The following is a 24,015-nucleotide window of genomic DNA, read 5'->3' as shown; positions in this document are numbered from 1 at the left end:
TCCCTCCTAGCGGTCGTAGCGACGACCGGGTCGTTTCCGTCACACCATTGCATCATTCGCTGATACGTGCTGTGCAGCCGGGGAGCCGTGCACCCGCCCCGGTCACGCGCATGCGCGGGCACAGTGCGGCGACGGTGTGTCGGTCCGGCGTACACGGGTACTCAACGTCAGCGGCCGCCTCGATCTTCCCGACGCCCACTGTGGCGTTCGTCCTCCGATCCGGCGACCGGCGGTCCCTGTCCGTCCGTACCGGTGAGGAGACGACGGTGGTCGATTTCGGCAGAGTCGTGCAGAACGCGAGCAAGGTCGCGGAGAACGCGAGCAGAGTCGTCGACAACGCGGGCAGGGCGGTGAACCATGCCGGCCACACGGTCGGTGGACTCGTCCGGCGCGCCGGGGACCGGCCCGTCGACGCGCGGAAACCGCAGACGGTGACCGTGACGGCTCTGCGGGCGCAGGTCATGCAGTTCTGGCGGGATCCCGAGAACCTGAGCAGAGTGTTCGGCGACCACGTGCGGGTCGAGACGGTCGAGGCGAACCGTCTGCGCTGGACCTGGGACGTCGCCGGCAGGTCCACGATCTGGGACACCCGGGTCGATGTCACCTCGGAGGGGCTCGCATTCGTCGGAGAGGACGACGCGGACACGCCGGGCCCCCGAGTGGTCCTCGCGGTGTCCGACGCACCGCGCGGCAGTACCGCGATGACGCTGCGCGCCCAGGTTCCCGCTCCCGACCTGGTCACCGGCGCGTGGACCTTCACCGCCCTCTACCGTGCGCGCGCCCTCATGCAGACCGGCGAGATCCCCACCCTGCAGAGCAGTCCGAGTGCCCGCGAATCGGAAGGAGACGCCTGATGCGAGCCCTGTGCTGGATGGGCGTGAACGAGTTGTCGGTCGAGACGGTAGACGATCCCGGACTGGTCAATCCGCACGACGTGATCGTGAAGGTCCGCCTCACCACGACCTGCGGTTCCGATCTGCACTTTCTCGGCGGTTACCTACCGGGGATGCGCGAGGGCGACGTGATCGGCCACGAGTTCATGGGCGAGATCGTCGAAACCGGCCCGGAGGTGACCTCGGTGCACGTCGGCGACCGGGTGGTCGTGCCGTCGTTCATCGGATGCGGGACGTGCCCGTACTGTGCCGACGGACTGCACGCCGCGTGCGACACCACCAATCCGAACGCCGCCATGCAGCAGCCTCTGCTCGGCTATCCCACCGGCGGCATCTACGGGTACACCCATCCTTTCGGCGGGTATCAGGGTTCGCACGCCGAATACATCCGCGTGCCCTTCGGCGACGTCAACTGCTTCCGGATCCCCGAGGGTGTCGGTGACGAACAGGCCCTGTTCCTGTCGGACGCGGTGCCGACGGGATATATGGGTGCCGATTTCTGCGACATCTCCCCGGGTGACACCGTGGCGGTCTGGGGCGCCGGCGCTGTCGGTCTCATGGCCGCGGCGAGCGCGAGGATCATGGGTGCCGACAGGGTGATCGTGATCGACCGTTTCCGCGATCGCCTCGACCGCGCCACGAAGAAGGTCGGCGCCGAGACGGTGGATTACACCGAGGTCGACAGCGTCTACGAGACGCTACGCGAGAGCACCGGTGGGCGCGGACCGGACGCGTGTATCGACGCGGTGGGCATGGAAGGCCACGGCACCGGCGTCATGCAGGCCTACGACAAGGTCAAGCAGGCACTGCGGATGGAGAGCGACCGCGCGACCTCCCTGCGGGAGGCGATCCTGTCCTGCGGCAAGGGCGGTGTGGTGTCGGTGCTCGGCATCTACGGTGTCACCGACAAGTTCCCGATGGCCGTCCTGACGAACAAGAGCCTCACGTTGCGGACGGCACAGCAACACGGCCAGCGGTACATGCCCACCCTGTTCGAGCACGTCCTCGAGAACAGGCTGGACCCGAGTTGGCTCATGACGCACGACCTTCCGCTCACCGAGGCGGTACGCGGATACGAGATGTTCGAGAACAAGGAGGACGACTGCCTGCGCGCGGTCTTCCGTCCGTGAGCCGGATCCTCACCGGTCGGATTTCTACAATACGAGCGCACGGTCGCCGTCCGACACTGGCACCATGACGAATTCGGTGAATCCGGTCCCCGAGGGATACACCTCCCTCACCCCCTTCCTCGTCGTCCACGACGGAGGACGCGCGATCGACTTCTACTGCGAGGCGTTCGGAGCGACCGTCGTCGACCGGATGGACGGCCCCGACGGGAAGGTCGTGCATGCCGAACTCGACTTCGGCAACGGCCGAATGCAATTGAGCGATCCGCATCCCGAGATGGGTCTGCACACGCCCGCCGGAACGAACGACGTCGACCATTCGTACGTGCTGTACTGCACGGACGTCGACGCCGTGTTCGCGCGAGCCGTCACCCTCGGTTCCCGGGTGTTCGAGGAGCCGTCGACCTTCGTGACCGGCGACCGGTTCGCCTCGATCCTCGATCCCTTCGGTCACCGCTGGGCCGTGATGACGCGGGTCGAGAACGTTCCGGCCGAAGAGGCGCAGCGACGACTCGACGAGTGGGTGGCGCAGCAGAACTCGTGAAGGACGACGATGCCCGCTTCCGGAGGTACCGGAAGCGGGCATCTGCCGTAACAGGATCGAATCAGCCCAGGCGCTGCTTCAGTGCCTCGAACTCGTCGCGGATGCCCGCGGGCACCTTCTCGCCGAGGAAGTCGAACCACTCGGCGATGCCGTCGATCTCGGCCTTCCACTCGTCGACATCGACCTTCAGGGCCTCGTCGACGTCGGCGGGCTCGACATCGAGACCGTCGAGCGTGAGGTCGGCGGCGGTGGGAACGTAGCCGATCGGCGTGGACTGCGCGCCGGCCTTGTTCTCGATACGGTCGACGATCCACTTGAGCACGCGCGAGTTCTCGCCGAAGCCGGGCCACAGGAAGCGGCCGTCGTCGCCACGACGGAACCAGTTGACGTAGAAGATCTTCGGCAGCTTGTCCTCGTCGGCGTTCTTGCCGAGCGTGATCCAGTGGTTCAGGTAGTCGCCGGCGTTGTAGCCGAGGAACGGCAGCATCGCCATCGGGTCGCGACGGACGCTACCGACCTTGCCCTCGGCCGCGGCGGTCTGCTCGGACGACAGGGTCGCGCCGAGGAAGGTGCCGTGCTGCCAGTCGAAGGACTGGCTCACGAGGGGCACCGTCGTCTTGCGGCGTCCGCCGAACAGGATCGCCGAGATCGGCACACCCTGCGGGTCGTCCCACTCGGGAGCGAGGATCGGGCACTGCGACATCGGGGTGCAGTAACGCGAGTTCGGGTGCGCGGCGTTGGTGCCGGACTCGGGGGTCCAGTCGTTGCCCAGCCAGTCGGTGAGGTGCGCCGGGGTCTCGCCGCCGATGCCCTCCCACCAGATGTCGCCGTCGTCGGTCTTCGCGACGTTGGTGTAGATGGTGTTGCCGGCCTCGATGGTGGCCATCGCGTTCGGGTTCGAATCCGCGCTGGTGCCCGGAGCGACGCCGAAGAAGCCGAACTCCGGGTTGACGGCGTAGAGACGGCCGTCCTTACCGAAGCGCATCCACGCGATGTCGTCGCCGAGGGTCTCGGCGCGCCAGCCGGGGATGGTCGGCTGGATCATCGCGAGGTTGGTCTTGCCGCACGCCGACGGGAACGCCGCGGCGACGTAGTACGCCTTGTCCTCGGGGGAGATGAGCTTGAGGATCAGCATGTGCTCGGCGAGCCAGCCCTCGTCGTGGGCCATCGCCGACGCGATACGCAGCGAGTAGCACTTCTTGCCGAGCAGGGCGTTGCCGCCGTAACCGGAGCCGAAGCTCCAGATCTCACGGGTCTCGGGGAAGTGGGTGATGTACTTGGTGTCGTTGCACGGCCACGGGACATCCTGCTGACCGGCCTCGAGCGGCGCACCCACCGAGTGCAGCGCCTTGACGAACGGACGGTCGGTGCCGAGCTTCTCGAGAGCCGCGGTGCCCATGCGGGTCATGATGCGCATCGAGACGACGACGTACTCCGAGTCGGTGAGCTCGACGCCGAGCTTCGGGTCGTCGGCACCGAGCGGGCCCATGCAGAACGGAACGACGTACAGGGTGCGTCCGCGCATGCAGCCGCGGTACAGCTCGGTCATCGTGGCGCGCATCTCGTCGGGCGCCATCCAGTTGTTGGTGGGGCCGGCGTCGATCTCGTTCTCCGAGCAGATGAACGTGCGCGACTCGACACGGGCGACATCGGACGGATCCGAGTTCGCGAGGAAGGAGTTCGGCTTCTTCTCGTCGTTCAGACGTGTGAAGGTGCCGGCCTCCACCAGCAGAGAAGTCAGACGGTCCCATTCCTCATCGGAGCCGTCGGCCCATACGACGCGATCGGGCTGGGTGAGCTCGGCAATCTCCTGGACCCAGGCAAGCAACTCGGCATGCTGGGTCGGAAGCTTGTCGTCGGTACCGTTCAAACCGGGAATGGTCGCTGAGGTCATCAAAACTCTCCTGGGGTGTGCCCGGAACCGGATCCCGCCGCCGACCTGCACTTTGTCGGTGCAGACGATGGCAGATCCGGGCTTTCCCCTCTCGGCAGGGGTACCACCTACTTCGTCCGTGGCCGAACGGCGAAGTAGGCGCCGGATGTCCTTTTCATAGAGGTTAACGTCGGAAGACCGACCGGCGTCACTCGGGGCCGGTCGGAAATCTCACAGAAACGATTCAGAGCGTGCGCACAATACCGTCCCCTCCCCCTGCTACGCAGCCGGAGATGAATCACTTCGACCCTTCTCCGTGGTGTACGTCGTATTCCAGGCTACCTGTGTCGAGACGACTCCAGCGACCCGATCCGTCCAGCTCGCGACAGTATTCCCACACTCCGTAGCGTCCGTCGTCCGCGATCACCGACAGACGGTCGCTGCTGCCGTCCAGATCGGTGTCGGTGGCGACCACGAGACCGTCGCCCCGGTCGCCGCCGTCTCCCCAGCGCTCACTGTCGGCGACCACCGTCTCGGCAACACCGTCGCCGTCGAGGTCGGTGGCCGGATCGAGGGCATCGGCCCAGGCAGCCACCTCGGAGGGGTCGAACACGGAAGGATCGAACGGATCGGTGAACGGATGGGGCGGTCCGCCCGATCCGCCGGCGAGTTCGGCCATCGTTTCCTTTCCGACCCGGCGGTCGCCGGATCGCTTCTATCCGGTTCGACGCACGCCGGCATCCCGCGGTTCCGGGTCGTGTCCGAGCGCCGCGAGGTCGCGTTCGCACGCCGCGATGCGGGCGCGCCGTTCCCCGCGGCGACGAGTGATCTCCTCGTCGATCGCCGCGATGCGCTCGCGCACGCGGGTCGCGTGCCGGTCGCGCGCGGCGATCGCGAGCGCGGTGGACTGCAGTTCCGTCTCGTGGATGCGGGTCCGGATCCGGCTGTCGAGCTCCGCGCGCACGGTGGCCAGCTCGTCGGCGATCCAGCGGCGCATCCGTTCCCGGTACGCGATACGCCTGCGGACCCGCATCAACCAGCCCGCCGCCGGGACCGCGCACGCGATCGCGACCACCAGCGACATCCAGCCCGGCAGATTCCCGAACGGAGTGACGAGCAGCCTGCCGAGGCCCGCCCCCGCCGACGCGCCGAACACCACCGTCAGCGTGTCCTCCAGCGACCGCGCGGTCCCGGGCGGGCGGGACGTGCGGGTGGCTTCCGGGCCGGGTGTGCCCGGTGCGATCCGGGTCGTCTCGTCGGTGAGCCACGCGCACAGATCGTCGAGGTGGGCGTCGATCGTCGCGACCACCGCGTCCCCGTCTGCGGTCTCGAGCACCTCGACCGCATCGGTGGATGCCGCCCGCACCCGCACCGCGACCTCGTGCAGCAGCATCACCTGCAGTCGGCGCAGGTCGGGACCGGAGGTCGCGGGTGGTGCAGCGGTGGTGAGGCGGGAGCGTTCGGCGCGGAGGTCCGCTCCGTCGTCCTCCGTCCTCAGACGCTCCATCTCCTCCTCGATCATCGGGCGTGTGGCGGCGACGACCGCTGTGCGCACCCGTCGCGGGTCGTGCGACGACCGGACGGCGGCGGCCAGGACGTCCCGCAGTTCGACGATCCCCGAGCCGGCGAACGCGGTCTGCCGAAGGGCCTCGCTCGCATCGTGCTCGCGGGCCCGCCGCGCGGCCTCGGCGGAGACGGGCAGCACCACGACGCGCGGCAGCCAGGGTGCGTGCCGGTGCAGGATCTCGACGTCGGCGTCGCGCACCGCCCGGCGGTCGGGGTAACGGTCGATGCCCGTCAGGGCACAGACCACCTCGATCGACTCGGCGGCTGCCGCGCGCACGAGTGCGAGTTCGGTCCGTCCGATCACGGCCGAGGGGTCGAACACCACGAGGGTGACCGCGGCCCGATCCGAGGGCCCCTGGGCAGCAGCCCTGCCGTCGTCCACGATGTCCACACCGCCGAGGTGCCGCAGTTCCGATGCCAGCGTGCCGGCGCCGGAACCGGGCACTCCGACGACCCGTACGCCGGTCGCGGGTGGTTCGTGCAGTTGCATCCATCCGCGCGGGTTCCATCGGCGCAGGACGTCGTCGGCTGCATTCACCGCGATCCCGCCGACACCAGATCCAGGGCGTGTTCGACGAGTTCCCGCACCTGCGGAGCCGCGGGGATTCCCGCAGCGACCCGGGCCAGCTCCTCGTCGCGGAGCCCCCGGGCGACGGCCGCACGCGCGGCGATCAGTTCTGCGAACAGCTCCTCCTCGCGAACCGCGACCACCTGCCCTGGGGCCACGCCGGTCGCACAGGCGACGACGGCGCACTCCGCGGCATCCGCCCCACCCGAGACCACGAGGACGACGCGACGAGGATCGACGGTCGCGAGTGCGGCACGGTCGGCAGGGTGCGCGACGGCCGGGTCGAGGCGACGCGGCACCACGTGGACGACGAGGTCGGCGTCGAGCACCGGATCGGGACCGCCCGGTGTGTCCACTGCCACTCCGACGACGATCGTGCCCGCGGCCGCATCGTGCGGCAGCGACTCCCGGACCCGCGCCTCGACCACCGCGCGGCCGGTCCCTGCGCGGCCCGCCACCTGCACCCGCAGCGCGGCCGCGTGCCGGGCCAGCGCGCTGCGCAGGACCCGCCCGGCCTGCGCGTCGAGTTGCTCGACCTGCGCGGCGAGGTGATGCCACAACTCCCCCGTCATGATCCCCCGATCGTCGCCGGAGATTGTGGCAGAGAGACCGCCGGTGGGCAGCGGAACGAATGCTTCCCTGAGAAAACACTGTGGTCCCTCAGGTCACTCCCGCCACACACTCCCGAGATACGCGACAATGGACGGGTGAACGAAGCCGATCAGCACACCACCGAGACGCTCGACGAGCGCCCGACCCGCGGGAACCGCCTGTACCCCAGGGTGACGAGTTTCCGGTCCCGCCGTGGATCGCTGACCGACCCTCAACAGCAGTGCTGGGACCGTCGTTGGCCCGAACTCGGCAAGGAGGTCGGCGACGATCCGCTCGACGTCGAAGCGTGGTTCGGCCGTTCCGCACCGCTCGTCCTCGAGATCGGATCCGGAACGGGAACCGCTGCCCTCGCCATGGCAGGGGCCGAGCCCGAGGTGAACCTCATCGCCGTGGAGGTCTACAAGCCCGGCATCGCCCAGACGCTGCAGGGCATCGAGCGCAGCTACGACAGCGACGCGCCGATCGAGAATCTGCGGATCCTGCGGGGCGACGCCGTCGAGGTGCTCGAGAAGATGCTCACCACCGAGTCGCTCACCGGGGTGCGGGTCTTCTTCCCGGATCCGTGGCCCAAGGCCCGCCACCACAAGCGCCGGCTCCTGCAGGCCCCGACGTTCGCGCTGATCGCCGACCGGCTGAAGCCCGGCGGAGTGCTGCACGTGGCCACCGACCACGCCGACTACGCCGAAGCGATCGCCGAGGTGGGCGACGCCGAACCTCGACTCGCCCGGTTCTCCGGTACCGCCCCGATCGGCCTCGAGCGACCCGTCACGAAGTTCGAGGACAAGGCGCACCAGGTGGGGAGCGCGATCAACGAGTTCGTCTGGGGGAAGATCGGAGCATGAGTGTCCATGAAGAGCTTCCCGGCGTGACCGATTCCTCCGCGATCGACGGCGTCGAGCCGGTCCGTAAGGTCCTGCTCGTCTGGGACGCACCCAACCTCGACATGGGCCTCGGCGCGATCCTCGGGGGACGGCCCACCGCCGCCTACCGCCCGCGCTTCGACGCTCTCGGCCGGTGGCTGCTCGGGCGCACCGCCGAACTGTCGCGTCAGCACTCCGCCACCCTCGAGCCCGAGGCCACGGTGTTCACCAACATCGCACCGGGCAGCGCGGACGTCGTCCGCCCCTGGGTCGAGGCCCTGCGTAATGTGGGCTTCGCGGTGTTCGCCAAGCCGAAGATCGACGAGGACAGCGATGTCGACTCCGACATGCTGCACCACATCGAGCTGAGGCACCGGGAGGGTCTCGCCGGTGTGATGGTGGCCTCCGCCGACGGGCAGGCCTTCCGTGAACCCCTCGAGCTGCTCGCGCAGCAGGGCATCGCCACCACGGTGCTCGGTTTCCGCGAGCACGCCAGCTGGGCGGTGACCTCCGAGATCATCGAGTTCCTCGATCTCGAGGACATTCCCGGTGTGTTCCGCGAACCGCTGCCCCGCGTCAGCCTGGAATCGCTGCCCGACGAGGGTGCCTGGCTGCAGCCGTTCCGACCGCTTTCTGCTCTCCTGGTGGGGCGCAAGAGCGTCGCCGAATAGGAGACTCACGTGTTCGACCGTTGGGGAGAGCTCGTCTACCGCGCGCGCTTCACCGTCATCGCGGTGATGGTCGCGGGGTTGCTCGCGCTCGCCGGGTACGGGCTGAGCCTGAACGATCATCTCAGCCAGAGCGGCTGGGACGATCCCGGCTCGGAGTCCGTCGCCGCTGCCAAGCTCGCCGACGGCACCTTCGGCCGCGACACCGCGGGCGACGTCCTGGTGCTCTACACGGCGCCCGAGGGCAGGACGGTCGACGATCCCGAGTTCGCGGCGAAGGTCACGGACAGCCTGAACTCACTGGTCGCCGAGCATCCCGACGAAATTCTCAAGATCAACGGTGCGTACTGGCCGACCGACGACGCGCCGTCGCTGCCGTCGCTGGCCGATCCGTCGCGTCAGCACGCGATCGCGTCGGTCGCGATCGCCGGCGAGGACGACACGGAACTGACCGGCAATTTCCGCGAGGTCAAGGACGAGTTCGCCGTCGACGGTATCGACGTGCAGCTCGCCGGCCTGCAACCGATCTCCGGCGCGCTCAACGACACGATGGCCAACGACATCAAGCGCATGGAGATCCTCGCGATCCCCGCGGTCGGCATCCTGCTGTTCTTCGTCTTCGGCGGTGTCGTCGCAGCCGCGCTGCCGTTGATCACCGGCGGCCTGACGATCGTCGCGGCGAACGGCATCGTCCGGTTGATCACCAACTTCACCGAGGTCAACTCGTTCGTCGCGCCGGTCGTCTCGCTCATCGGCCTGGGCCTGGCGATCGACTACGGCCTGTTCATGGTGTCGAGATTCCGCGAAGAACTCGCCGAGGGCTACGACACACGCGCAGCGGTGCGGCGCACCGTCGTGACCGCAGGTCGCACGGTGGTGTTCTCGGCGACCATGGTCGTCACGAGCCTCGGTGGTCTCGTGCTGTTCCCCCAGGGCTTCCTCAAGTCGGTCGCCTACGGCGCGATCTCGGCGGTGTCGCTGGCCGCCCTGCTGTCCATCACGATCCTGCCCGCCATCCTGAGCATCCTCGGCAAGCGCATCGACAAGTTCGGCATGAAGCGCTTCGGGCAGATCCAGTCGAACGAGCAGGTCGAGAACAGCTTCCTCGGCCGCCTGTGCCGCTGGGTGATGGTCAACCCGATGAAGGTGACCATCCCGACGGTCATCGGCCTGCTGCTGCTGATCATGCCGCTGACCGGCATCAAGTTCGGCGGCATCAACGAGACCTACCTGCCGCCCGAGCACCCCACGCGTGTCGCGCAGGAGACCTTCGACGAACTGTTCCCCGGCCAGCGCGCCGAACCGGTCAAGCTCGTCGTCCGCGGCGCCGAGGGCGGCGACCTCAACAAGATCATCACCACGGCCAGCGAGGCTCCCGGCCTCGTCGAGAAATTCACGATCACCGGCCCGGCGAAGGACGGCGTCCGCGTACTCAAGGCCGGCCTGACCGACCGCAACGAGTCCGCCGACACCATCGAGTATCTGCACGCGGCCGAATGGCCCGAGGGTGTCGAAGTGCTCGTCGGTGGCACACCGGCGATCGAACAGGACTCGATCGCAGCCCTCCTCGACACCCTGCCGTTGATGGTCGTGGTGGTCGTCCTGCTGACGACACTGCTGATGTTCCTGGCGTTCGGCTCGCTCGTGCTGCCGGTCAAGGCGGTGTTGATGAGCGCCCTGGGTCTCGGTTCGACCCTCGGCATCCTCACCTGGATCTTCATCGACGGCCACGGCGCCGGGCTGCTCAACTTCACGCCGGGACCGATCATGTCGCCGGTGCTCGTGCTGATCATCGCGATCGTGTACGGCCTGTCGACCGACTACGAGGTGTTCCTGCTCTCCAGAATGGTGGAGGCGAGATCGATGGGGGCGAGCACCACCGAGTCCATCCGCATCGGTACCGCCCACACCGGCCGCATCATCACGGCGGCAGCCCTGATCCTCATCGTCGTCACCGGCGCCTTCGGGTTCTCCGAACTGGTGATGATGAAGTACATCGCGTTCGGCATGATCGCCGCGCTGATCATCGACGCCACCGTCATCCGCATGTTCCTCGTGCCCGCCGTGATGAAGCTGCTCGGGGACGACTGCTGGTGGGCTCCGGCATGGATGAAACGCATCCAGGAGAAGATCGGCCTGGGCGAACCCATCCTCGCCGACGAACTGATGCCCCAGGACGTTCCCGAGCTGATCACCGTCGGCATGTTCGGTCCGGCGACGGTCGCGGCCACAGGTGCGCATCGCTTCCCGGGCGCCTTCGAGGGTGGCTCCGACCTCACGCAGCCGCTGCCGAAGATCGCTCCGCCGCGTCCGGCTTCCGAACAGCGCAAACTCCGAGATCTCACGCCGCCGCCGGTGCGCCGCCAGACGCCCGGTCGTCCCCCTGTCCGTCCCGCAGCGCCCGCTGCGGGTCGTCCCCCCGCACCTCGGAACGGCGAGCGGGTGCCACCCGCGACCGGCCGTCCCACGCCGGCGAGCCGTCCGGCGCCGCCCGCTGCAGGTCCGGGACGTCCGTCGCGGCCGGTACCGGAACCGCGACGTCGCGCGGAGGATCGGACGCAGGTGGACGAGCGGAACGGCATGTCGCTGCCACAGCGCGGTGCGCTCGATCCCACGCAGCGCGGTGCGCTCGATCCCACACAGCGCGGTGCGTCCGAGACACCCGGAAGCCGGGCATCCGAACCGTCGCCGACGTCGGCCGTGCCGCCGCTCCCCCGCCGTCAGCGCGGGGAGGTTCCGCCGCCGCTGCCGCAGTCCTTCGTCCGGCCACCTGTTGTCCCGGGCGATTCGGAGCCTCTGCCCGGTGCCCCGGCGTCGCGTCCGAGCGAGTCCGGCACCGGCCGGGGACGGGACCCGCAGGCGATCGAGAACTGGTTGTCGCAGTTGCGCCGCACCTCGCCCGGCGGGGAGCCTCCCGCGCCGCGGCGGCGGCCCGCACAGGACGGACCGCGTCCGCCGGCACGCGAAGCGCAGCGTTCCCCGGCGCCGGAACCCCAGCGACCTTCCGTCCCGGAGGCACAGCGTCCGCCGAGGCCTGAAGGACCGCGATTGCCGGCACAGGGACCGGCCCGGCCGCCCGTGCCGGGAACGCAGCAGCCGCCCACCCAGGGCATGCAGCCGCCCACGCAGAGCACCCCTCGTCCGCCTCTGCCCTCGCGGTCCCGGGGTCCTGAGCAACCGCCCCGCTCCGGGGGTGCCGAGCGACCGGAACAACGAGCGGACGACTCGCAGCAGGAACAGAACGACGCGGATTCACGCAGCCGCGGACGCCACGGTCCCGACGGTGGCCGCTCGATCAGCGTCAGCGAACTGATCGCCCGGCAGCGTCGCGACTGACGATCCGAAACGACTCGAGGCGACCCGCTCGCGGGTCGCCTCGGGTGTTGTCGGACTTCAGTTGCCGTTGAAGAACTTGCGCAGTCTCGTGGACAGCGGATGCGTCACGTTGAGGCTTCCACCGCGAACCTTGCCGGTCACCACGACGTGCAGCGGTCCGTACGGCGCCCCGCCACGCACCTTGGACGACACACTCGACGCGACATTCTCGACGCCGTTGACGTCTGCCGTGGCCTCGGCGGGCAGCACGATGCTGATCGAACTGAGATAGTCGCTCACATCGATCCGCACCACCTGCGTCTGCATCACCGCCTCGGTGAGATCGAGGGTCACCGAGGACGCGACGGTGTCCAGGGCGATGGCGGGCGGCACGTGCCAGCGGCCCTTCCGTTCGACGCTGGAGACACGCCCCTTGATCACCAGAGGAGCAGCCTGGCCGGGCGCGGGGAACGCCGCTGCGGTCGGCGCGGGGTAGGACGCCTGCGATATCCCCGGAAGATTCTGTTCCTGGAACTCGGGACGGATCTGGATGCCCGGCAGGTCGACGAGCACCTGGTTCAGATCGCCTCGGGTCTTGGCGGCGAGGACGGTGTCCATCCGTTCGGTGAACTCGCCGAGCGAGAGCATTCCCTGCCCGACCGCCCGCTGGAGAAGTTCGCCGACGTGCTCGCGCTCGGCGTCCGACACCCGCAGATCCCTCGGTTCCATGCCCACGAGCTTAACGGGACACTCGGTATGCCTCAGCAGTCACTCGAGACCCTGCTCGATGACGTACCGGGTGAGTTCGACCCGATTGGCGAGTTGCAGTTTGCGTAGCGTCGCCTGGACATGGTTCTCCACCGTGCGGTGGCTGAGTGTCAACCGCGCGGCGATCTGTTTCGCCGACATACCCTTCGCGACCAGCCGCAACACCTCCGTTTCGCGCCCGGTCAGGGTGGGCGGCGGGAGCCTGTCGCCGACGTCGTTCGACATGCGGCGGTACTCACCGAGCACCAACCCGGCCAGCCCGGGGGTGAAGACGGCCCGGCCCCGCGCGGTGGCGAGGACCGCGTCGACGAGTTCGTGCACCGAGGCGCTCTTCACGAGATAGCCGGACGCCCCGGCTTTGACCGCACCGAGGACGTCGTCCCGTTCGGAGGACGCCGACAGGACGAGCACCCGACTGTCCGGGGAGACCTCGAGGACCGCGCGGGTCGCCTCGGTACCGGTGCCGTCGGGCATCGCCATGTCCATGAGCACGACGTCGGGGCGGACGACCGCGGCGCGTCGCGCGGCGCTCGCGACACCGTCGGCCTCGGCGACCACGACGAACCCGGCCTCCTCGAGGTCACGTCCGACGGCGTTGCGCCAGATGGGATGGTCGTCGACCACCATCACGCTGACGGCACGACGTTCGTGTGCGGTGTTCTCGTGTGCTTCCGTGTTGATCTCCGCCATTCGTTTCCCCCTTCGGCACCCGGATCTCCCATTCGGTTCCTTCGCCTGCGGCGCTGTCGAGCAGCGCGACGCCGCCCAGCCATTCCGCGCGCCCGACGATCGACTTGGACACCCCCATGCGTCCCTGGTCGCGAGCTTCGTCGAGTCGGCCCGGCCCGATCCCGACACCGTCGTCCCGGATGCTGAGGACGAGCTCGTCGCCGAGATCTTCGAGAAGGATGTACGTGGCGGCTCCGGCACCGGCGTGCAAGTGCGTGTTGGACAGGGCCGCGGTCGTGAGCGCCGCGAGTTCCTCGGCCCGGTCGCGGGGGATCATGATCGGATCGGCCGGCGCGGACACGGTCGCGGCGGTACCGGCGCGGGCCCGCACGAGGGCTGTGAGGTCGGCGTCCTCGCCACCGCGGTCGACATGCGTGTCCTGTTCGGAGATCAGCTGCCGCAGCGCGGCCTCCTGCTCCCGTGCCAGCTCCGCGAGTTCCGTCGCGCCCCCGCCCAGCTCGAGTCCGCGCCGTTGCACGAGGGCGAGCACCTGCAGCACTCCGTCGTGCACCTGACGGGCGAGCCGGTCCCGTTCCTCGGTGGCGGCTGCGACCCGCACGGCCTGTTCGAGCTGCCGGTGCGCGCTGCGCGCGGCGGTGGTCGCGAATCCCATCGCCACGCCGCACGCGACGAGCACGGGCGCCGTCGCGTCCCGCCACAGATCCAGAGTGATCTGGTCGCGCACGACCGCGCTGACGACGGACATCAGCAGCGCCGATCCGATGCCGGTGAGAGGACCGCCGAGAATCGCCGCCGACAGCACGGCGTTGGCGACCCACAACGTGGTCGGCATGGTCTGGTGGTTGCTGTACCAGTCGTGGTCGGCGACCAGCCTGGTGGCCGCCATCAGGGCCACGGCGAGGATCTGGTCCACCGCGGTGACCGTCCGGCGCAGACGTACCCGGTGGGAGAGCAGCATCGCCGAGACGATCGACCACGCCACGAGTACCCCGACGAAGAACCACGACAGACCCGGACGGGTGTAGTTCACGACGGTCGAGAACTGCGATCCCACGGCGTATACGACGGTCACGAGCCGGAACACCTGGGCGGCCCGCCACAAGGGTGCATCCGCATCGGGACCGGTCGGAGACGATCTCATCTGTACGTTTCGCACCTTTCGTCTCGGTAGGTGGCGAGTGAATCCAACCACTCCGCACCCCCTACGGTGACCGCCCCACACTGTGACCGTCCGCACAGTGGTTTGATTTGAAGTCGTGCTGAGGTCGTACCGAGCTGTCGCCGCCACTCTGCGGAGTCGTTGGCCGCTCTACATGGCCTCGATGGGCGCCTCGAATCTGTTCGGCGCGCTGCTCGTGTTCGCCTTCGTCCGCTACGGGATCCCTATCGGCGAGACCGAGGCGATCGTCGCCGATCGCGTCCGCAACTTCGCGGTCTTCGCGGTGTACCTGGTCTTCGCCGGCATCGTGAGCCTCGGCGCCGCAGCGATCACGCTGCGCTCTGTCGTGCGGTGGCAGCTCCGCGGCGGCCCGCCCACTCGGGCGGAACAGATGGCGGCCCTGCACGCCCCGCTGCGACAGGCGATCGTCCACCTCGGACTGTGGCTGCTCGGCGGCGTGCTGTTCGTCTTCCTCACCGCCGAGGAGATGCCGTCGCTCGCAGTGGCGGTCTCGGTCACCGTCGCGATGGCCGCGACCAGCACCTTCGGTTTCACCTACATGCTCGGCGAACGCATCCTGCGGCCGGTCGCCGCGCGGGCGCTGAGCGAGGGCAACTTCGACCGGACGATGGCTCCGGGCGTGGGCACGCGCCTGGCCATGACCTGGGGGCTGGGCACGCTCATGCCGGTCGCCGGGATCGTGCTGCTGTGCGTGACCCAGCTGAGCGCGAACACCGACTTCGACGCCGACGCTCTGGCCCTGTCCGTCCTCGCGCTCGCCGTGACGTCGATCGGCCTCGCCCTCGTGCTGTCGCTGCTCACGTCGGCGCAGATCTCCGACCCCATCAAGCAGTTGCGCTGGGCGATCGAACGCGTGCAGCGCGGTGCTTCGGGGGTGCGGGTCGAGGTGTTCGACGGCAGCGAGATCGGCCGCCTGCAGGTCGGCTTCAACCGGATGATGGCCGAGTCCGACGAGCGCCGGCGCCTGCGCGAGTTGTTCGGTCAGCACGTCGGTGAGGACGTCGCGCGCCGCGCCCTGCAGTACGGCACCGAACTCGGCGGCGAGACCCGATACGTCGCGGTGCTGTTCGTCGACATGGTGGGGTCGACGGCGACGGCTGCCGAGCGACCACCGAACGAGGTCGTCGAGCTGCTCAACGAATTCTTCCGTGTCGTCGTGGAGGTGGTGGACAGGCACCACGGCTTCGTCAACAAGTTCATGGGCGACGCCGCTCTGGTGATCTTCGGCGCTCCCCTGGACCGGCCGGACGCCCCCACGGCGGCTCTCGCGGCCGCACGCGAACTTCGTTTCGCGCTCGACGAGATCACCGGGCTCGACGTGGGAATCGGTGTGTCCGCGGGACTCGCCGTGGCCGGTAACATCGGTGCGTCCGAGCGCTTCGAGTACACGGTGATCGGCGATCCCGTCAACGAGGCCTCGCGTCTGACCGAGTTGGCGAAACTGCGTCCGAGCAGGGTTCTCGCGTCGTCGAGCGCGCTGTATTTCGCGGACGACGAGGAACGCAGCCATTGGGAACTCGGCGACGAGGTGCAGCTGCGCGGCAGGCGGCGGATGACCCATCTCGCGTGGCCGGTTCGCTATCCCGGTGTTCCCGGAGGAGCGAACCGGACGGACGAATCGGAGGGTTCGACGGACGAGTGACGGCCCGTTCCGCGGGAGCTGCCGACGAGGCGGAACGCCCCTGGCACCCTCTCCGCGACCCTGCGGTCGGTTACGGTGAACAGCGTGGCGCAGCCGCACGACGATCCTCCATGCCCCGACGCCACGCCGCGCCGGGGCTCGTTCCGGTGGCTCAAGTGGGTGTCGGCAGTCGCGCTCGTCGCCCTGCTGACCGTCGAGGCGATCTACCTGTGGCCGACGATGAGCGACTCGTGGCGCGCTGTCACCGAGATGCACTGGGGCTGGTTCGCCGCGTGCGTGCTGGCCCAGATGATTTCCCTCAGCGGTTTCGCCGGGGTGCAGCAACGGTTGCTCCGGGCGGGCGGAGTACGCGTCGGGCACTGGCGCTCGGCGTCGGTGATCTACGGCAGCACCGCCATGGCGGTCACCCTGCCGGCAGGGCCGGTCTTCTCCACCGCGTTCACCTACAAGCAGACGCGCAAGTGGGGCGCGACGCCTGTGGTCGCGTCGTGGCAGCTCGCCGTCTCCGGCGTCATCGCGGCGGCGACGCTCGCGTCGGTGGGCATGATCGGTGCGTTCGCCGTCGGTAGCCGGATCAGCCCCGTGACCCTCGTGTTGTCGCTCGCCGGGGCGGTCGCGTTGGTGTTCGGGCTGCGATACGTCGCGAAGAATCCCACGTCGATCGAGTCGGCGGGCGCGTGGGTTCTCCACCGGGTCAATCGCGTCACGAGGAAGCCGAGGGGCACCGGCTTCGACGTCTTCGAACGCACCCTCGCGCAACTCGAGGCGGTCGAACTCGCACGTCGCGACGGCGTGGCCGCTGTGGCGTGGTCGGCAGTGCACCGCGCGGCCGATGTGGCGTGCCTCGGACTGGCGTGCTGGGCAGTGGGCGGCTCTCCGTCCGTGGCCGGCCTGTTCATCGCGTTCGCTGCGGCGAAGGCCGTGGGGAGCGTGCCCCTCGCACCCGGCGGCCTGGGATTCGTGGACGGCACCCTCATCGCGACGCTCACCGCTGCGGGGTTGAGCGCCTCGCAGTCGCTGGCCGCGGTCTTCGTGTACCGGATGGTGAGCTTCGCGTTCGTCGCGCTGGCGGGCTGGAGTACGGTCGCCGCGATGTACCGGGGCAACGGCAGCGACGAGATCGACCCGATCGCCGAGCGCGCAGAACACGAGCGCAGCACCCTGGAACGGCGACGTCGTCCGGTCGAGAATCCGGAACCTGCGTGATTCACATCACAATGTAGTTGCGCAAGCAACTATTCGGTGGCATGGTTGCAGGCAAGAAGTTGAAAGTTGAATCATCGAGGAGGACCACCATGACGACCGCCACCACCACCTTCCCCGGCCTGACCACCGGCACCTGGGCCATCGACCCCGTCCACTCCAACGTGGGCTTCACCGTCCGGCACCTCGTCGTCAGCAAGGTTCGCGGCACCTTCGAGAACTTCTCCGGCGCCATCACCGTCGCCGAGGACGGCACCGCATCGGTGAACGCCGAGATCGACGTGAAGTCGATCAACACCAAGAACGCCGACCGCGACGCGCACGTCCGCTCCGCCGACTTCTTCGACGCCGAGCAGTTCCCCGTCGCCACCTTCGCCTCCACCGGCATCCGTGCCGACGGCGAGGACTACATCGTCACGGGCGACTTCACCCTCCACGGCGTCACCCGCCCGGTCGAGCTGAAGCTCGAGTTCAACGGCGTCAACCCCGGCATGGGCCAGGGTCCGGTCGCCGGCTTCGAGGCCACCACCGTCATCAACCGCAAGGATTTCGGCATCAGCATCGAGATGCCGCTCGAAGGTGGCGGAGCCGTCGTCGGCGACAAGATCACCATCACTCTCGAGATCGAGGCCGGCCTGCAGGCCTGAGCCCCCTCACACGCGGAACGCCCCTCCTCCGGGAGGGGCGTTCCGGGCTCTACCGGCCCGGATCGTGCTCGAGAGCACGCGTCGGGCGTTCCTGCTCCTTCCACGTCGCCGCTACTCTGGAGCCGTGAAGAAGTACATCCCGGCGTTGGTGGCCGACGTCGTGCTCGTCGTCGTATTCGCCGTGCTCGGTCGTTCCAGTCACGACGAAGTGCTCGATCTCGTGGGGCTCGCAGGAACGGCGTGGCCGTTCCTCGGTGGTCTCACCGTCGGATGGTTCCTCACCGCATGGCTCTACCGCGACAAGTTCGACGCCTTCGCCGCCGTCCCCACCGGTCTGCTGGTGTGGGTGAGCACCCTCGTGGTCGGCATGCTGCTGCGCGCCGTCACCGGCCAGGGCACCGCGACCGCCTTCATCATCGTCGCCACGATCTTCCTCGGTCTCTTCCTGGTGGGCTGGCGTCTCGTCGTCGGACTCCTCCAGCGCCGCAAGGTCGACGCATAACGTCTCTCCGGGTCTCGGGTCTCACACTCGCACCCGAAGTGTGAAATGCGACCGCGGGATATGCGAATATTTCGCGCTCGCGCCCTGCGCGGTGCAACAGTGGAGATCATGTCCACGCTGGAACCACCCACCCTGACCGGGTCCCGATCCGACCATCGGTTCTTCGGCCAGCCCCTGCCCCTGGCCAATCTGTTCGGTGTCGAGATGTGGGAGCGATTCTCCTTCTACGGCATGCAGGGCATCCTGATCTACTACCTGTACTACTCGGCATCCGAGGGTGGGTTGGGGATCAGCCAGGTGGCCGCGACCTCCATCGTCGGTGCCTACGGCGGCACGGTCTATCTGTCGACGATTCTCGGGGCATGGATCGCCGACCGGTTGCTCGGTTCCGAACGCACCCTGTTCTACAGTGCCGTGCTCATCATGTTCGGCCATATCGCGCTCGCCGTCCTGCCCGGTTTCGTCGGGGTCGGGGTAGGCCTGGTGCTGGTCGCCTTCGGTAGCGGTGGTCTCAAGGCCACGGCGACGTCGATCGTCGGCGATCTCTACGACGAGCAGGATCCTCGACGCGACGCCGGTTTCTCCATCTTCTACATGGGTGTGAACCTCGGCGCGCTCGTCGGCCCGTTGCTCACGGGCTTCCTGGCCGATCGCCACGGCTTCCACTGGGGCTTCGGTCTCGCCGCAGTCGGTATGTTCCTCGGTCTGCTGCAGTACACGATCTACCGCAAGCACCTCGGCGAGATCGGCAAGGTGCCGCCGCATCCCCTGCCGGCGGAGACACGCACCAAGGCGGCCGGAATCGGCCTGATCGCCGTGGTCCTCATCGCGGTCGCCGCGCTCACCGGCCTCGTCACGACGAGCAACATGTCCGACATCGTCGTCGTCCTGACGCTCGTCGCGACCGTCTCCTACTTCGTCATCATGCTGACGAGCAAGCAGATCACGTCGATCGAGCGCAGCCGGGTACTCTCGTTCATCCCGATGTTCATCGCGAGCGCCGTCTTCTGGTCGCTCTTCCAGCAGCAGTTCACGATGGTCGCCGTCTACGCCGACACGCGCCTGAACCGCGACCTGTTCGGGTGGGAGTTCCCCCCGTCCTGGGTGCAGTCGATCAACCCCGTCTTCATCATCCTGTTCGCGGGTGTCTTCGCCGCCGTGTGGACGAAGCTCGGACCGCGCCAGCCGTCGTCGCCCATCAAGTTCGCGGCCGGCACGATCATCATGGGCATCGCATTCCTGTGCTTCATCCCCATGGCCGGTGGCGGTGCCAACAGCGCTCCCCTGCTCGGGCTGGTCTTCATCCTGTTGCTGTTCACCTTCGCCGAGTTGTTCCTGTCCCCTGTCGGACTGTCGCTGTCGACGAAACTCGCGCCGAAGAACTTCCACACGCAGATGGTCGCCTTGTTCTACCTGTCCGTCGCCTGCGGCACGGCCATGGCCGGTACTCTCGCCGGGTTCTACGACGAGACCGACGAGGTGCCGTACTACCTGTGGATCGGTGGAGCGTCGATCGCGGTGGGTGTCGTGCTCGCCCTGTTCTCGCCGCGCATCAAGAAGCTCATGCACGGCGTGCAGTAGACACCGACTCGGGCACCCGCCCTCGGCCACGCGGCCGGGGGCGGTCCCGATCGCCCTCGGTGTACCGAGCGCGGCGGATCAGTCTCCGACGAGCGGTTCGCTCAGCTTGCGCAGGAACGTGTCGGCCATCTTGATCGCGCGGTCGCCACCGTCCGCATCGGCGACGAAGACCGCGAAGGCCAGGTCGCCACCGGTGTAACCGAAGAACCACCGGTCGTCGCCGCTCGCCGCGGCGATACCCGCGAGACCGGCGTGGCCGCGGAGGTAGGACGCGGGACCGTTCTGCACGTTGTCGATCATCATGCCGCGCAGAGCGTCGATCACAGAGGCGGGCAGCGCCTCGGGGGCGTCGTGGACGACGGTCTCCTGCCCCTGGACGATCGTGGGGACAGCGGCGCTGCCCCGAGCGACCGAGGCGGCCAGCACCGCGGCCCCGAGGGGGGTGATCAGGTTCTCGTCGGAGTCCGATCCGGCGAACTGGACCACTCCGGAGGGATTGTGCCCGATCTGCGCGGTCTCGAATTCGAAGCCCGGTACCTCGTAGTCGACGCCGAGCCCGAGGCTGCGGGCCGTCGTGGCGATGTCGTCCGAGCTCACGTCGTTCGGGTCGACTCCGCGCTCGAGACCGGCTGCCAGCCGGAGCGGATCGAGGACACCTCCGGCGGGGTAGAGACCGTGGGTGAGCACCGGGCCGAGTTCCATGGCCCAGTTGTTGACGTCGGCGGCGAGGATGCCGCCGGTCGACGGCTGAATGGCGACCACCGCGGCCGGCGTACCCGCGGTGACGACCGCTTCCTTCGCGGCGAGCTGCACCTGGGAGTCGACGGTCGCCTGCAGATCCGGAGGCGGCGGGCCCTGGAAACCGGCCACCTGGATGGGGCCGCTCTCGGGATCCTCGAGCGTGACCGCCCAGCCTGCCGTCCGGTCGCGTTCGAGCTGCCAGGCCGAACGCAGCGAATCGAGCAAGGGTGTGGAGATCCGGCGATCGGCGCTGATCAGGGTGGGGGTGGTGAGCACCTCGACACCCGGGATGGACACGATGTCGTCCTGGAGGAACTGGTAGTCCTGGTCGCGGAGCTTGACCGCGGTGACCCGGTTGCCGGGGTTCTCGTCCATCCGCTCCTGCATCAGCTGGGCGGTGACGACGGGTGCGACCGGCGCGAGAACCGCGGCGAGGCGGTTGGTGGTGTCGGCGGGATCGGGCATCGCCGCGGGATCGAGCACCACGGCGTTGATGGTCTGTTCCTCCATGAGGAGACGGCCGGTGCGGTCGAAGATCTTCGGCGGCGCGGCGTCGGTGCGCACGTGGTGGACGGTGCGCCCGCCCGACAGGTCGGGTACGACGACCTCCGGGTCCCAGGACACGCGCCAGCCGACGGCGAGCTTCCGTACCGCTCCGGTGACCTGGTACGACCAGTCCTTACCTTCGCCGAAGTTCCATCCGGCGGAGAGGGTGAAGTATCCCGACTCGTCGTTGAGTTCGACGAGCTGGGTGACGTCGTAGTCGACGGTGCCGTCGGACAGGCCGTCGTACATCTGCGCGATCGTTTCCTCCGCCGCGTTCGGGTAGGAGGTCAGGGCAGCCGCTGTGGCTGCATCCCGATCGTCGAGAGCGGCGACGAAGTCGTCGACGAGGCGTTGCGCCTCGCTTCGAGAATCCGAGAACACAACTGTCGTCAGAGCGACGACAGCCACGACGAGGCATACGGCGAGCGCGACGATACGCCCTCGTTTCCCCCGCCACTCACGAAATCTCATATGTAACAACCTTCACTTCAGTCACACGAGATACCAGCACGCGTTGTGCACGAACCAATCACAATTGCGCCACGCGCCCTACCCCCTCAGCCATCGCCCCGCCGCTTCGACTGCGGGGGCCGAGCCGTCCGCCCCTGCCACGAACACCGCGAAGGCAAGATTATCCTGTGAGCCGATAAACCAGCCGTGCGCCCCGACGTTGTCACCGTACTCCGCCGTCCCCGTCTTCCCCGTCAGATCGGGAATGTCGCGCAACGTACCGGCTGTACCCTCGATCACAGTCTCGCGCATCATCTCTCGCAGTGCCGCGAGCACGTTCTCCGGCACCGCTTCGGCGTCCCGATCCGGCGTGGCCGGCTGCCCTTCGACGAGCATCGGAGCCGGTGTCCGGCCGTTCGCGACCGAGGCCGCGACCAGCGCCATCCCGAACGGCGACGCCGTCACCTCTCCCTGCCCGATCGCTGCTTCCACGCGGGCCGCATCGGTGTCGGTGACCGGCACATCACCCGTGACCGTGACGAGACCGGGCGTGACGTAATCGATGCCGAGACCGAGCCGTTCGGCCGTCGCGCGTAACGCGTCGGGAGGCAGATCCAGGGCGAGCCGCCCCATGGTCGTATTGCACGAGAACGCGAACGCGGTGTGCAGCGGCACGGGCCCGAGGTCGAAGTTCTCGTCGTTCGGAATCGTGCGCGAGCCGATCGAGGCGACCCCCGGGCAGGGCAGCACGGTGCCCGGTTCGGCGAGACCGGCACCGAGCGCTGCCGCCGTCGTCACCACCTTGAATGTCGAACCCGGCGGGTAGAGACCCGTCGCGGCCACCGGGCCCTCGGCGTCGGCCGCCTCGTTCTGGGCCATCGTGCGGATCGCGCCCGTCGCGGGCTCGATCCCGACGATCACCGCGGGAGTGTCGAAGGTCGCAAGGACCTCCTCGGCCCGTCGCTGCAGGCCGAGATCGATCGTGCTGGTCAGGTCGGGGGCCTCCGGTCCCGACTCACCTGAGACCCGAGTGGTGGCACCGTCCGCCGCGACCCGCCGGACCACCCAGCCCGCCGAGGCGTCCTGTCCCTCCTGCCAGAGTTCGGCGAGACCGGACCACACGGGCGAGGCGAGAGCACGTTCGGTGGTGAGCAGACGGGTCTGCGGCACGAGCGTCACGCCGGGCAGCGCAGCGAGGCGCTCCTCGATGGGTGCGAGGTCGTCCTCACGCAGGGTGATGACCCCCGCGGCACCGCCACCGGCCGCCGCGACCTGCTCGGTGAGGCTCTCCGCCGTGATGGTCGGGACGACCGTGGCCAGCACGGGCGCGACCGCCGCCGGGTCGGCGGTGGCGTCGAGGTTCACGACGGTGACGACCTGCTCCCCCATGAGCGGCTGCCCTGCCCGGTCGAAGATCGTCGGCGGGGCACCGGCCGTGGTCAGGTACTGCAGCGATGCGCCGCCCGCCAGTTCCGGCGAGAGCACGGCGGGATCCCAGCGGACACGCCACGCGTCGGCCGCCGGATCCTCCGTCGCGCTGCCGGTGGTCCGGTACGACCAGTCGCGGCCCTCCCCGAAGGTCCACCTCACGTCGAGGTCGAAGGTGTCGCCGTCGCCCGTCCCCGCGACACTCACGGAGGGATCGTCGTTGCCGAGCCCCTCGAAGAGGGCGCCGATGGCGGTTTCTGCCGCCGCCGGGTCGGTGGTCAGCGCGGCCGCCCCCGCGACGTCGCCCACGTCGAGAGCGGCCGCGAATTCCTCCGCGATCGTCTCCGGCTGATCGGGGCCGGTCGCGCACGCAGGCAGCGACAGCACCGTCGCTGTCGCGACACCCAGGGTCAGCAGTCGGATCCGCACGGTCCCGATCATGCCCGCACTTTCGGTCCCGTGCCTGTTACCGCAGGTAGGCGCCGGGGTGAAATATTCGGTTGCATCCCGGACGGTGCAGGATCCACCATGGTGTCCGCATCCCGTACCCGTCGATCGGAGAAGTCCGTTGCTCCTGTGAGCGGTTCCGTCCCCGCGCATTCGCGCAGCCG

At 68.6% G+C, this 24,015-nt stretch carries 20 protein-coding genes; 11 read left to right on the top strand and 9 right to left on the bottom strand.

The window, feature by feature from the left end; translation table 11 throughout:
• Nucleotides 1–266 precede the first annotated feature (266 nt).
• From PV766_RS04625 to PV766_RS04615, 3 genes are all read left to right on the top strand, one after another.
• Nucleotides 267–854, top strand: a complete 588-nt coding sequence (locus PV766_RS04625; protein ID WP_421096509.1) for a hypothetical protein — start codon at nucleotides 267–269, stop codon at nucleotides 852–854.
• The gene (locus PV766_RS04620) at nucleotides 854–2,023 is read left to right on the top strand and encodes a zinc-dependent alcohol dehydrogenase (protein WP_421096508.1); all 1,170 of its coding nucleotides are present in this window, start codon (nucleotides 854–856) and stop codon (nucleotides 2,021–2,023) included. The genes PV766_RS04625 and PV766_RS04620 overlap by 1 nt, the downstream gene beginning before the upstream one ends.
• A 64-nt stretch (nucleotides 2,024–2,087) precedes the next feature.
• The gene (locus tag PV766_RS04615; RefSeq protein ID WP_421096507.1) at nucleotides 2,088–2,564 is read left to right on the top strand and encodes a VOC family protein; all 477 of its coding nucleotides are present in this window, start codon (nucleotides 2,088–2,090) and stop codon (nucleotides 2,562–2,564) included.
• A gap of 61 nt (nucleotides 2,565–2,625) precedes the next feature.
• Here PV766_RS04615 and PV766_RS04610 read toward each other — a convergent pair whose 3' ends face one another.
• From PV766_RS04610 to PV766_RS04595, 4 genes are all read right to left on the bottom strand, one after another.
• Nucleotides 2,626–4,458, bottom strand: coding sequence for a phosphoenolpyruvate carboxykinase (GTP) (locus tag PV766_RS04610; protein WP_064063962.1), 1,833 nt, complete (start codon nucleotides 4,456–4,458; stop codon nucleotides 2,626–2,628).
• A gap of 277 nt (nucleotides 4,459–4,735) precedes the next feature.
• Nucleotides 4,736–5,116, bottom strand: coding sequence for a DUF6802 family protein (locus PV766_RS04605; RefSeq protein ID WP_016932534.1), 381 nt, complete (start codon nucleotides 5,114–5,116; stop codon nucleotides 4,736–4,738).
• Nucleotides 5,117–5,152: 36 nt separating this feature from the next.
• On the bottom strand, nucleotides 5,153–6,541 hold the full coding sequence (locus PV766_RS04600; protein WP_421096506.1) for a hypothetical protein: 1,389 nt from the start codon (nucleotides 6,539–6,541) through the stop codon (nucleotides 5,153–5,155).
• Nucleotides 6,538–7,143, bottom strand: coding sequence for a hypothetical protein (locus PV766_RS04595; protein ID WP_421096505.1), 606 nt, complete (start codon nucleotides 7,141–7,143; stop codon nucleotides 6,538–6,540). The genes PV766_RS04600 and PV766_RS04595 overlap by 4 nt, the downstream gene beginning before the upstream one ends.
• Nucleotides 7,144–7,278: 135 nt before the next feature.
• Here PV766_RS04595 and trmB point away from each other — a divergent pair, with 135 nt between their 5' ends.
• The 3 genes from trmB to PV766_RS04580 are packed head-to-tail and all read left to right on the top strand — an operon-like array spanning nucleotide 7,279 to nucleotide 12,047.
• Entirely contained in the window at nucleotides 7,279–8,025 is a 747-nt protein-coding gene (trmB, locus tag PV766_RS04590) for a tRNA (guanosine(46)-N7)-methyltransferase TrmB (RefSeq protein WP_084421719.1), read from the top strand.
• A complete protein-coding gene (locus PV766_RS04585; protein WP_129975692.1) occupies nucleotides 8,022–8,714 on the top strand; it encodes an NYN domain-containing protein in 693 nt (230 codons plus the stop codon). The genes trmB and PV766_RS04585 overlap by 4 nt, the downstream gene beginning before the upstream one ends.
• A gap of 9 nt (nucleotides 8,715–8,723) precedes the next feature.
• Nucleotides 8,724–12,047, top strand: a complete 3,324-nt coding sequence (locus tag PV766_RS04580; RefSeq protein WP_421096504.1) for an MMPL family transporter — start codon at nucleotides 8,724–8,726, stop codon at nucleotides 12,045–12,047.
• Nucleotides 12,048–12,104: 57 nt separating this feature from the next.
• Here PV766_RS04580 and PV766_RS04575 read toward each other — a convergent pair whose 3' ends face one another.
• From PV766_RS04575 to macS, 3 genes are read right to left on the bottom strand one after another with little or no spacing between them, the layout of a single operon-like run.
• Entirely contained in the window at nucleotides 12,105–12,755 is a 651-nt protein-coding gene (locus tag PV766_RS04575; RefSeq protein WP_016933220.1) for a DUF1707 SHOCT-like domain-containing protein, read from the bottom strand.
• Nucleotides 12,756–12,794: 39 nt separating this feature from the next.
• A complete protein-coding gene (locus PV766_RS04570) occupies nucleotides 12,795–13,421 on the bottom strand; it encodes a response regulator (protein WP_016933221.1) in 627 nt (208 codons plus the stop codon).
• Nucleotides 13,375–14,625: a MacS family sensor histidine kinase gene (gene macS, locus PV766_RS04565; RefSeq protein WP_016933222.1), complete on the bottom strand. Its 1,251-nt coding sequence runs from the start codon at nucleotides 14,623–14,625 to the stop codon at nucleotides 13,375–13,377. The genes PV766_RS04570 and macS overlap by 47 nt, the downstream gene beginning before the upstream one ends.
• A 172-nt stretch (nucleotides 14,626–14,797) precedes the next feature.
• Here macS and PV766_RS04560 point away from each other — a divergent pair, with 172 nt between their 5' ends.
• From PV766_RS04560 to PV766_RS04540, 5 genes are all read left to right on the top strand, one after another.
• The gene (locus PV766_RS04560) at nucleotides 14,798–16,306 is read left to right on the top strand and encodes an adenylate/guanylate cyclase domain-containing protein (RefSeq protein WP_129975984.1); all 1,509 of its coding nucleotides are present in this window, start codon (nucleotides 14,798–14,800) and stop codon (nucleotides 16,304–16,306) included.
• 84 nt (nucleotides 16,307–16,390) lie between these two features.
• On the top strand, nucleotides 16,391–17,512 hold the full coding sequence (locus tag PV766_RS04555) for a lysylphosphatidylglycerol synthase transmembrane domain-containing protein (protein WP_016933224.1): 1,122 nt from the start codon (nucleotides 16,391–16,393) through the stop codon (nucleotides 17,510–17,512).
• A gap of 89 nt (nucleotides 17,513–17,601) precedes the next feature.
• A complete protein-coding gene (locus PV766_RS04550; protein ID WP_016933225.1) occupies nucleotides 17,602–18,156 on the top strand; it encodes a YceI family protein in 555 nt (184 codons plus the stop codon).
• A 124-nt stretch (nucleotides 18,157–18,280) separates the two neighbouring features.
• Entirely contained in the window at nucleotides 18,281–18,658 is a 378-nt protein-coding gene (locus PV766_RS04545) for a DUF3054 domain-containing protein (protein WP_016933226.1), read from the top strand.
• A gap of 108 nt (nucleotides 18,659–18,766) precedes the next feature.
• A complete protein-coding gene (locus tag PV766_RS04540) occupies nucleotides 18,767–20,239 on the top strand; it encodes a peptide MFS transporter (RefSeq protein ID WP_129975686.1) in 1,473 nt (490 codons plus the stop codon).
• Nucleotides 20,240–20,317: 78 nt separating this feature from the next.
• Here the strand turns inward: PV766_RS04540 and PV766_RS04535 are convergent, their stop codons facing one another.
• Together PV766_RS04535 and PV766_RS04530 are read right to left on the bottom strand one after the other, a co-directional pair.
• Nucleotides 20,318–21,997 carry an NTF2-like N-terminal transpeptidase domain-containing protein gene (locus PV766_RS04535; RefSeq protein ID WP_421096503.1) on the bottom strand — a complete coding sequence of 560 codons (1,680 nt, stop codon included), beginning with the start codon at nucleotides 21,995–21,997 and terminating at the stop codon, nucleotides 20,318–20,320.
• A gap of 78 nt (nucleotides 21,998–22,075) precedes the next feature.
• The gene (locus PV766_RS04530; protein ID WP_421096502.1) at nucleotides 22,076–23,845 is read right to left on the bottom strand and encodes a penicillin-binding transpeptidase domain-containing protein; all 1,770 of its coding nucleotides are present in this window, start codon (nucleotides 23,843–23,845) and stop codon (nucleotides 22,076–22,078) included.
• Between the last annotated feature and the right edge of the window lie 170 nt (nucleotides 23,846–24,015).

It is taken from the genome of Rhodococcus sp. As11, assembly GCF_048957735.1.
Taxonomy (GTDB): domain Bacteria; phylum Actinomycetota; class Actinomycetes; order Mycobacteriales; family Mycobacteriaceae; genus Rhodococcus; species Rhodococcus gordoniae.
This window is presented reverse-complemented; position numbering and strand designations above follow the sequence as displayed.

Excerpts from the sequence above, each read along its gene's own strand:
- PV766_RS04620 (WP_421096508.1), top strand. The coding sequence starts at position 854 with ATGCGAGCCCTGTGCTGGATGGGCGTGAACGAGTTGTCGGTCGAGACG.
- PV766_RS04615 (WP_421096507.1), top strand. The coding sequence starts at position 2,088 with ATGACGAATTCGGTGAATCCGGTCCCCGAGGGATACACCTCCCTCACC.
- PV766_RS04610 (WP_064063962.1), bottom strand. The coding sequence starts at position 4,458 with ATGACCTCAGCGACCATTCCCGGTTTGAACGGTACCGACGACAAGCTT.
- PV766_RS04605 (WP_016932534.1), bottom strand. The coding sequence starts at position 5,116 with ATGGCCGAACTCGCCGGCGGATCGGGCGGACCGCCCCATCCGTTCACC.
- PV766_RS04595 (WP_421096505.1), bottom strand. The coding sequence starts at position 7,143 with ATGACGGGGGAGTTGTGGCATCACCTCGCCGCGCAGGTCGAGCAACTC.
- PV766_RS04585 (WP_129975692.1), top strand. The coding sequence starts at position 8,022 with ATGAGTGTCCATGAAGAGCTTCCCGGCGTGACCGATTCCTCCGCGATC.
- PV766_RS04575 (WP_016933220.1), bottom strand. The coding sequence starts at position 12,755 with ATGGAACCGAGGGATCTGCGGGTGTCGGACGCCGAGCGCGAGCACGTC.
- PV766_RS04570 (WP_016933221.1), bottom strand. The coding sequence starts at position 13,421 with ATGGTGGTCGACGACCATCCCATCTGGCGCAACGCCGTCGGACGTGAC.
- macS (WP_016933222.1), bottom strand. The coding sequence starts at position 14,625 with ATGAGATCGTCTCCGACCGGTCCCGATGCGGATGCACCCTTGTGGCGG.
- PV766_RS04560 (WP_129975984.1), top strand. The coding sequence starts at position 14,798 with ATGGCCTCGATGGGCGCCTCGAATCTGTTCGGCGCGCTGCTCGTGTTC.
- PV766_RS04550 (WP_016933225.1), top strand. The coding sequence starts at position 17,602 with ATGACGACCGCCACCACCACCTTCCCCGGCCTGACCACCGGCACCTGG.
- PV766_RS04540 (WP_129975686.1), top strand. The coding sequence starts at position 18,767 with ATGTCCACGCTGGAACCACCCACCCTGACCGGGTCCCGATCCGACCAT.
- PV766_RS04535 (WP_421096503.1), bottom strand. The coding sequence starts at position 21,997 with ATGAGATTTCGTGAGTGGCGGGGGAAACGAGGGCGTATCGTCGCGCTC.
- PV766_RS04530 (WP_421096502.1), bottom strand. The coding sequence starts at position 23,845 with ATGATCGGGACCGTGCGGATCCGACTGCTGACCCTGGGTGTCGCGACA.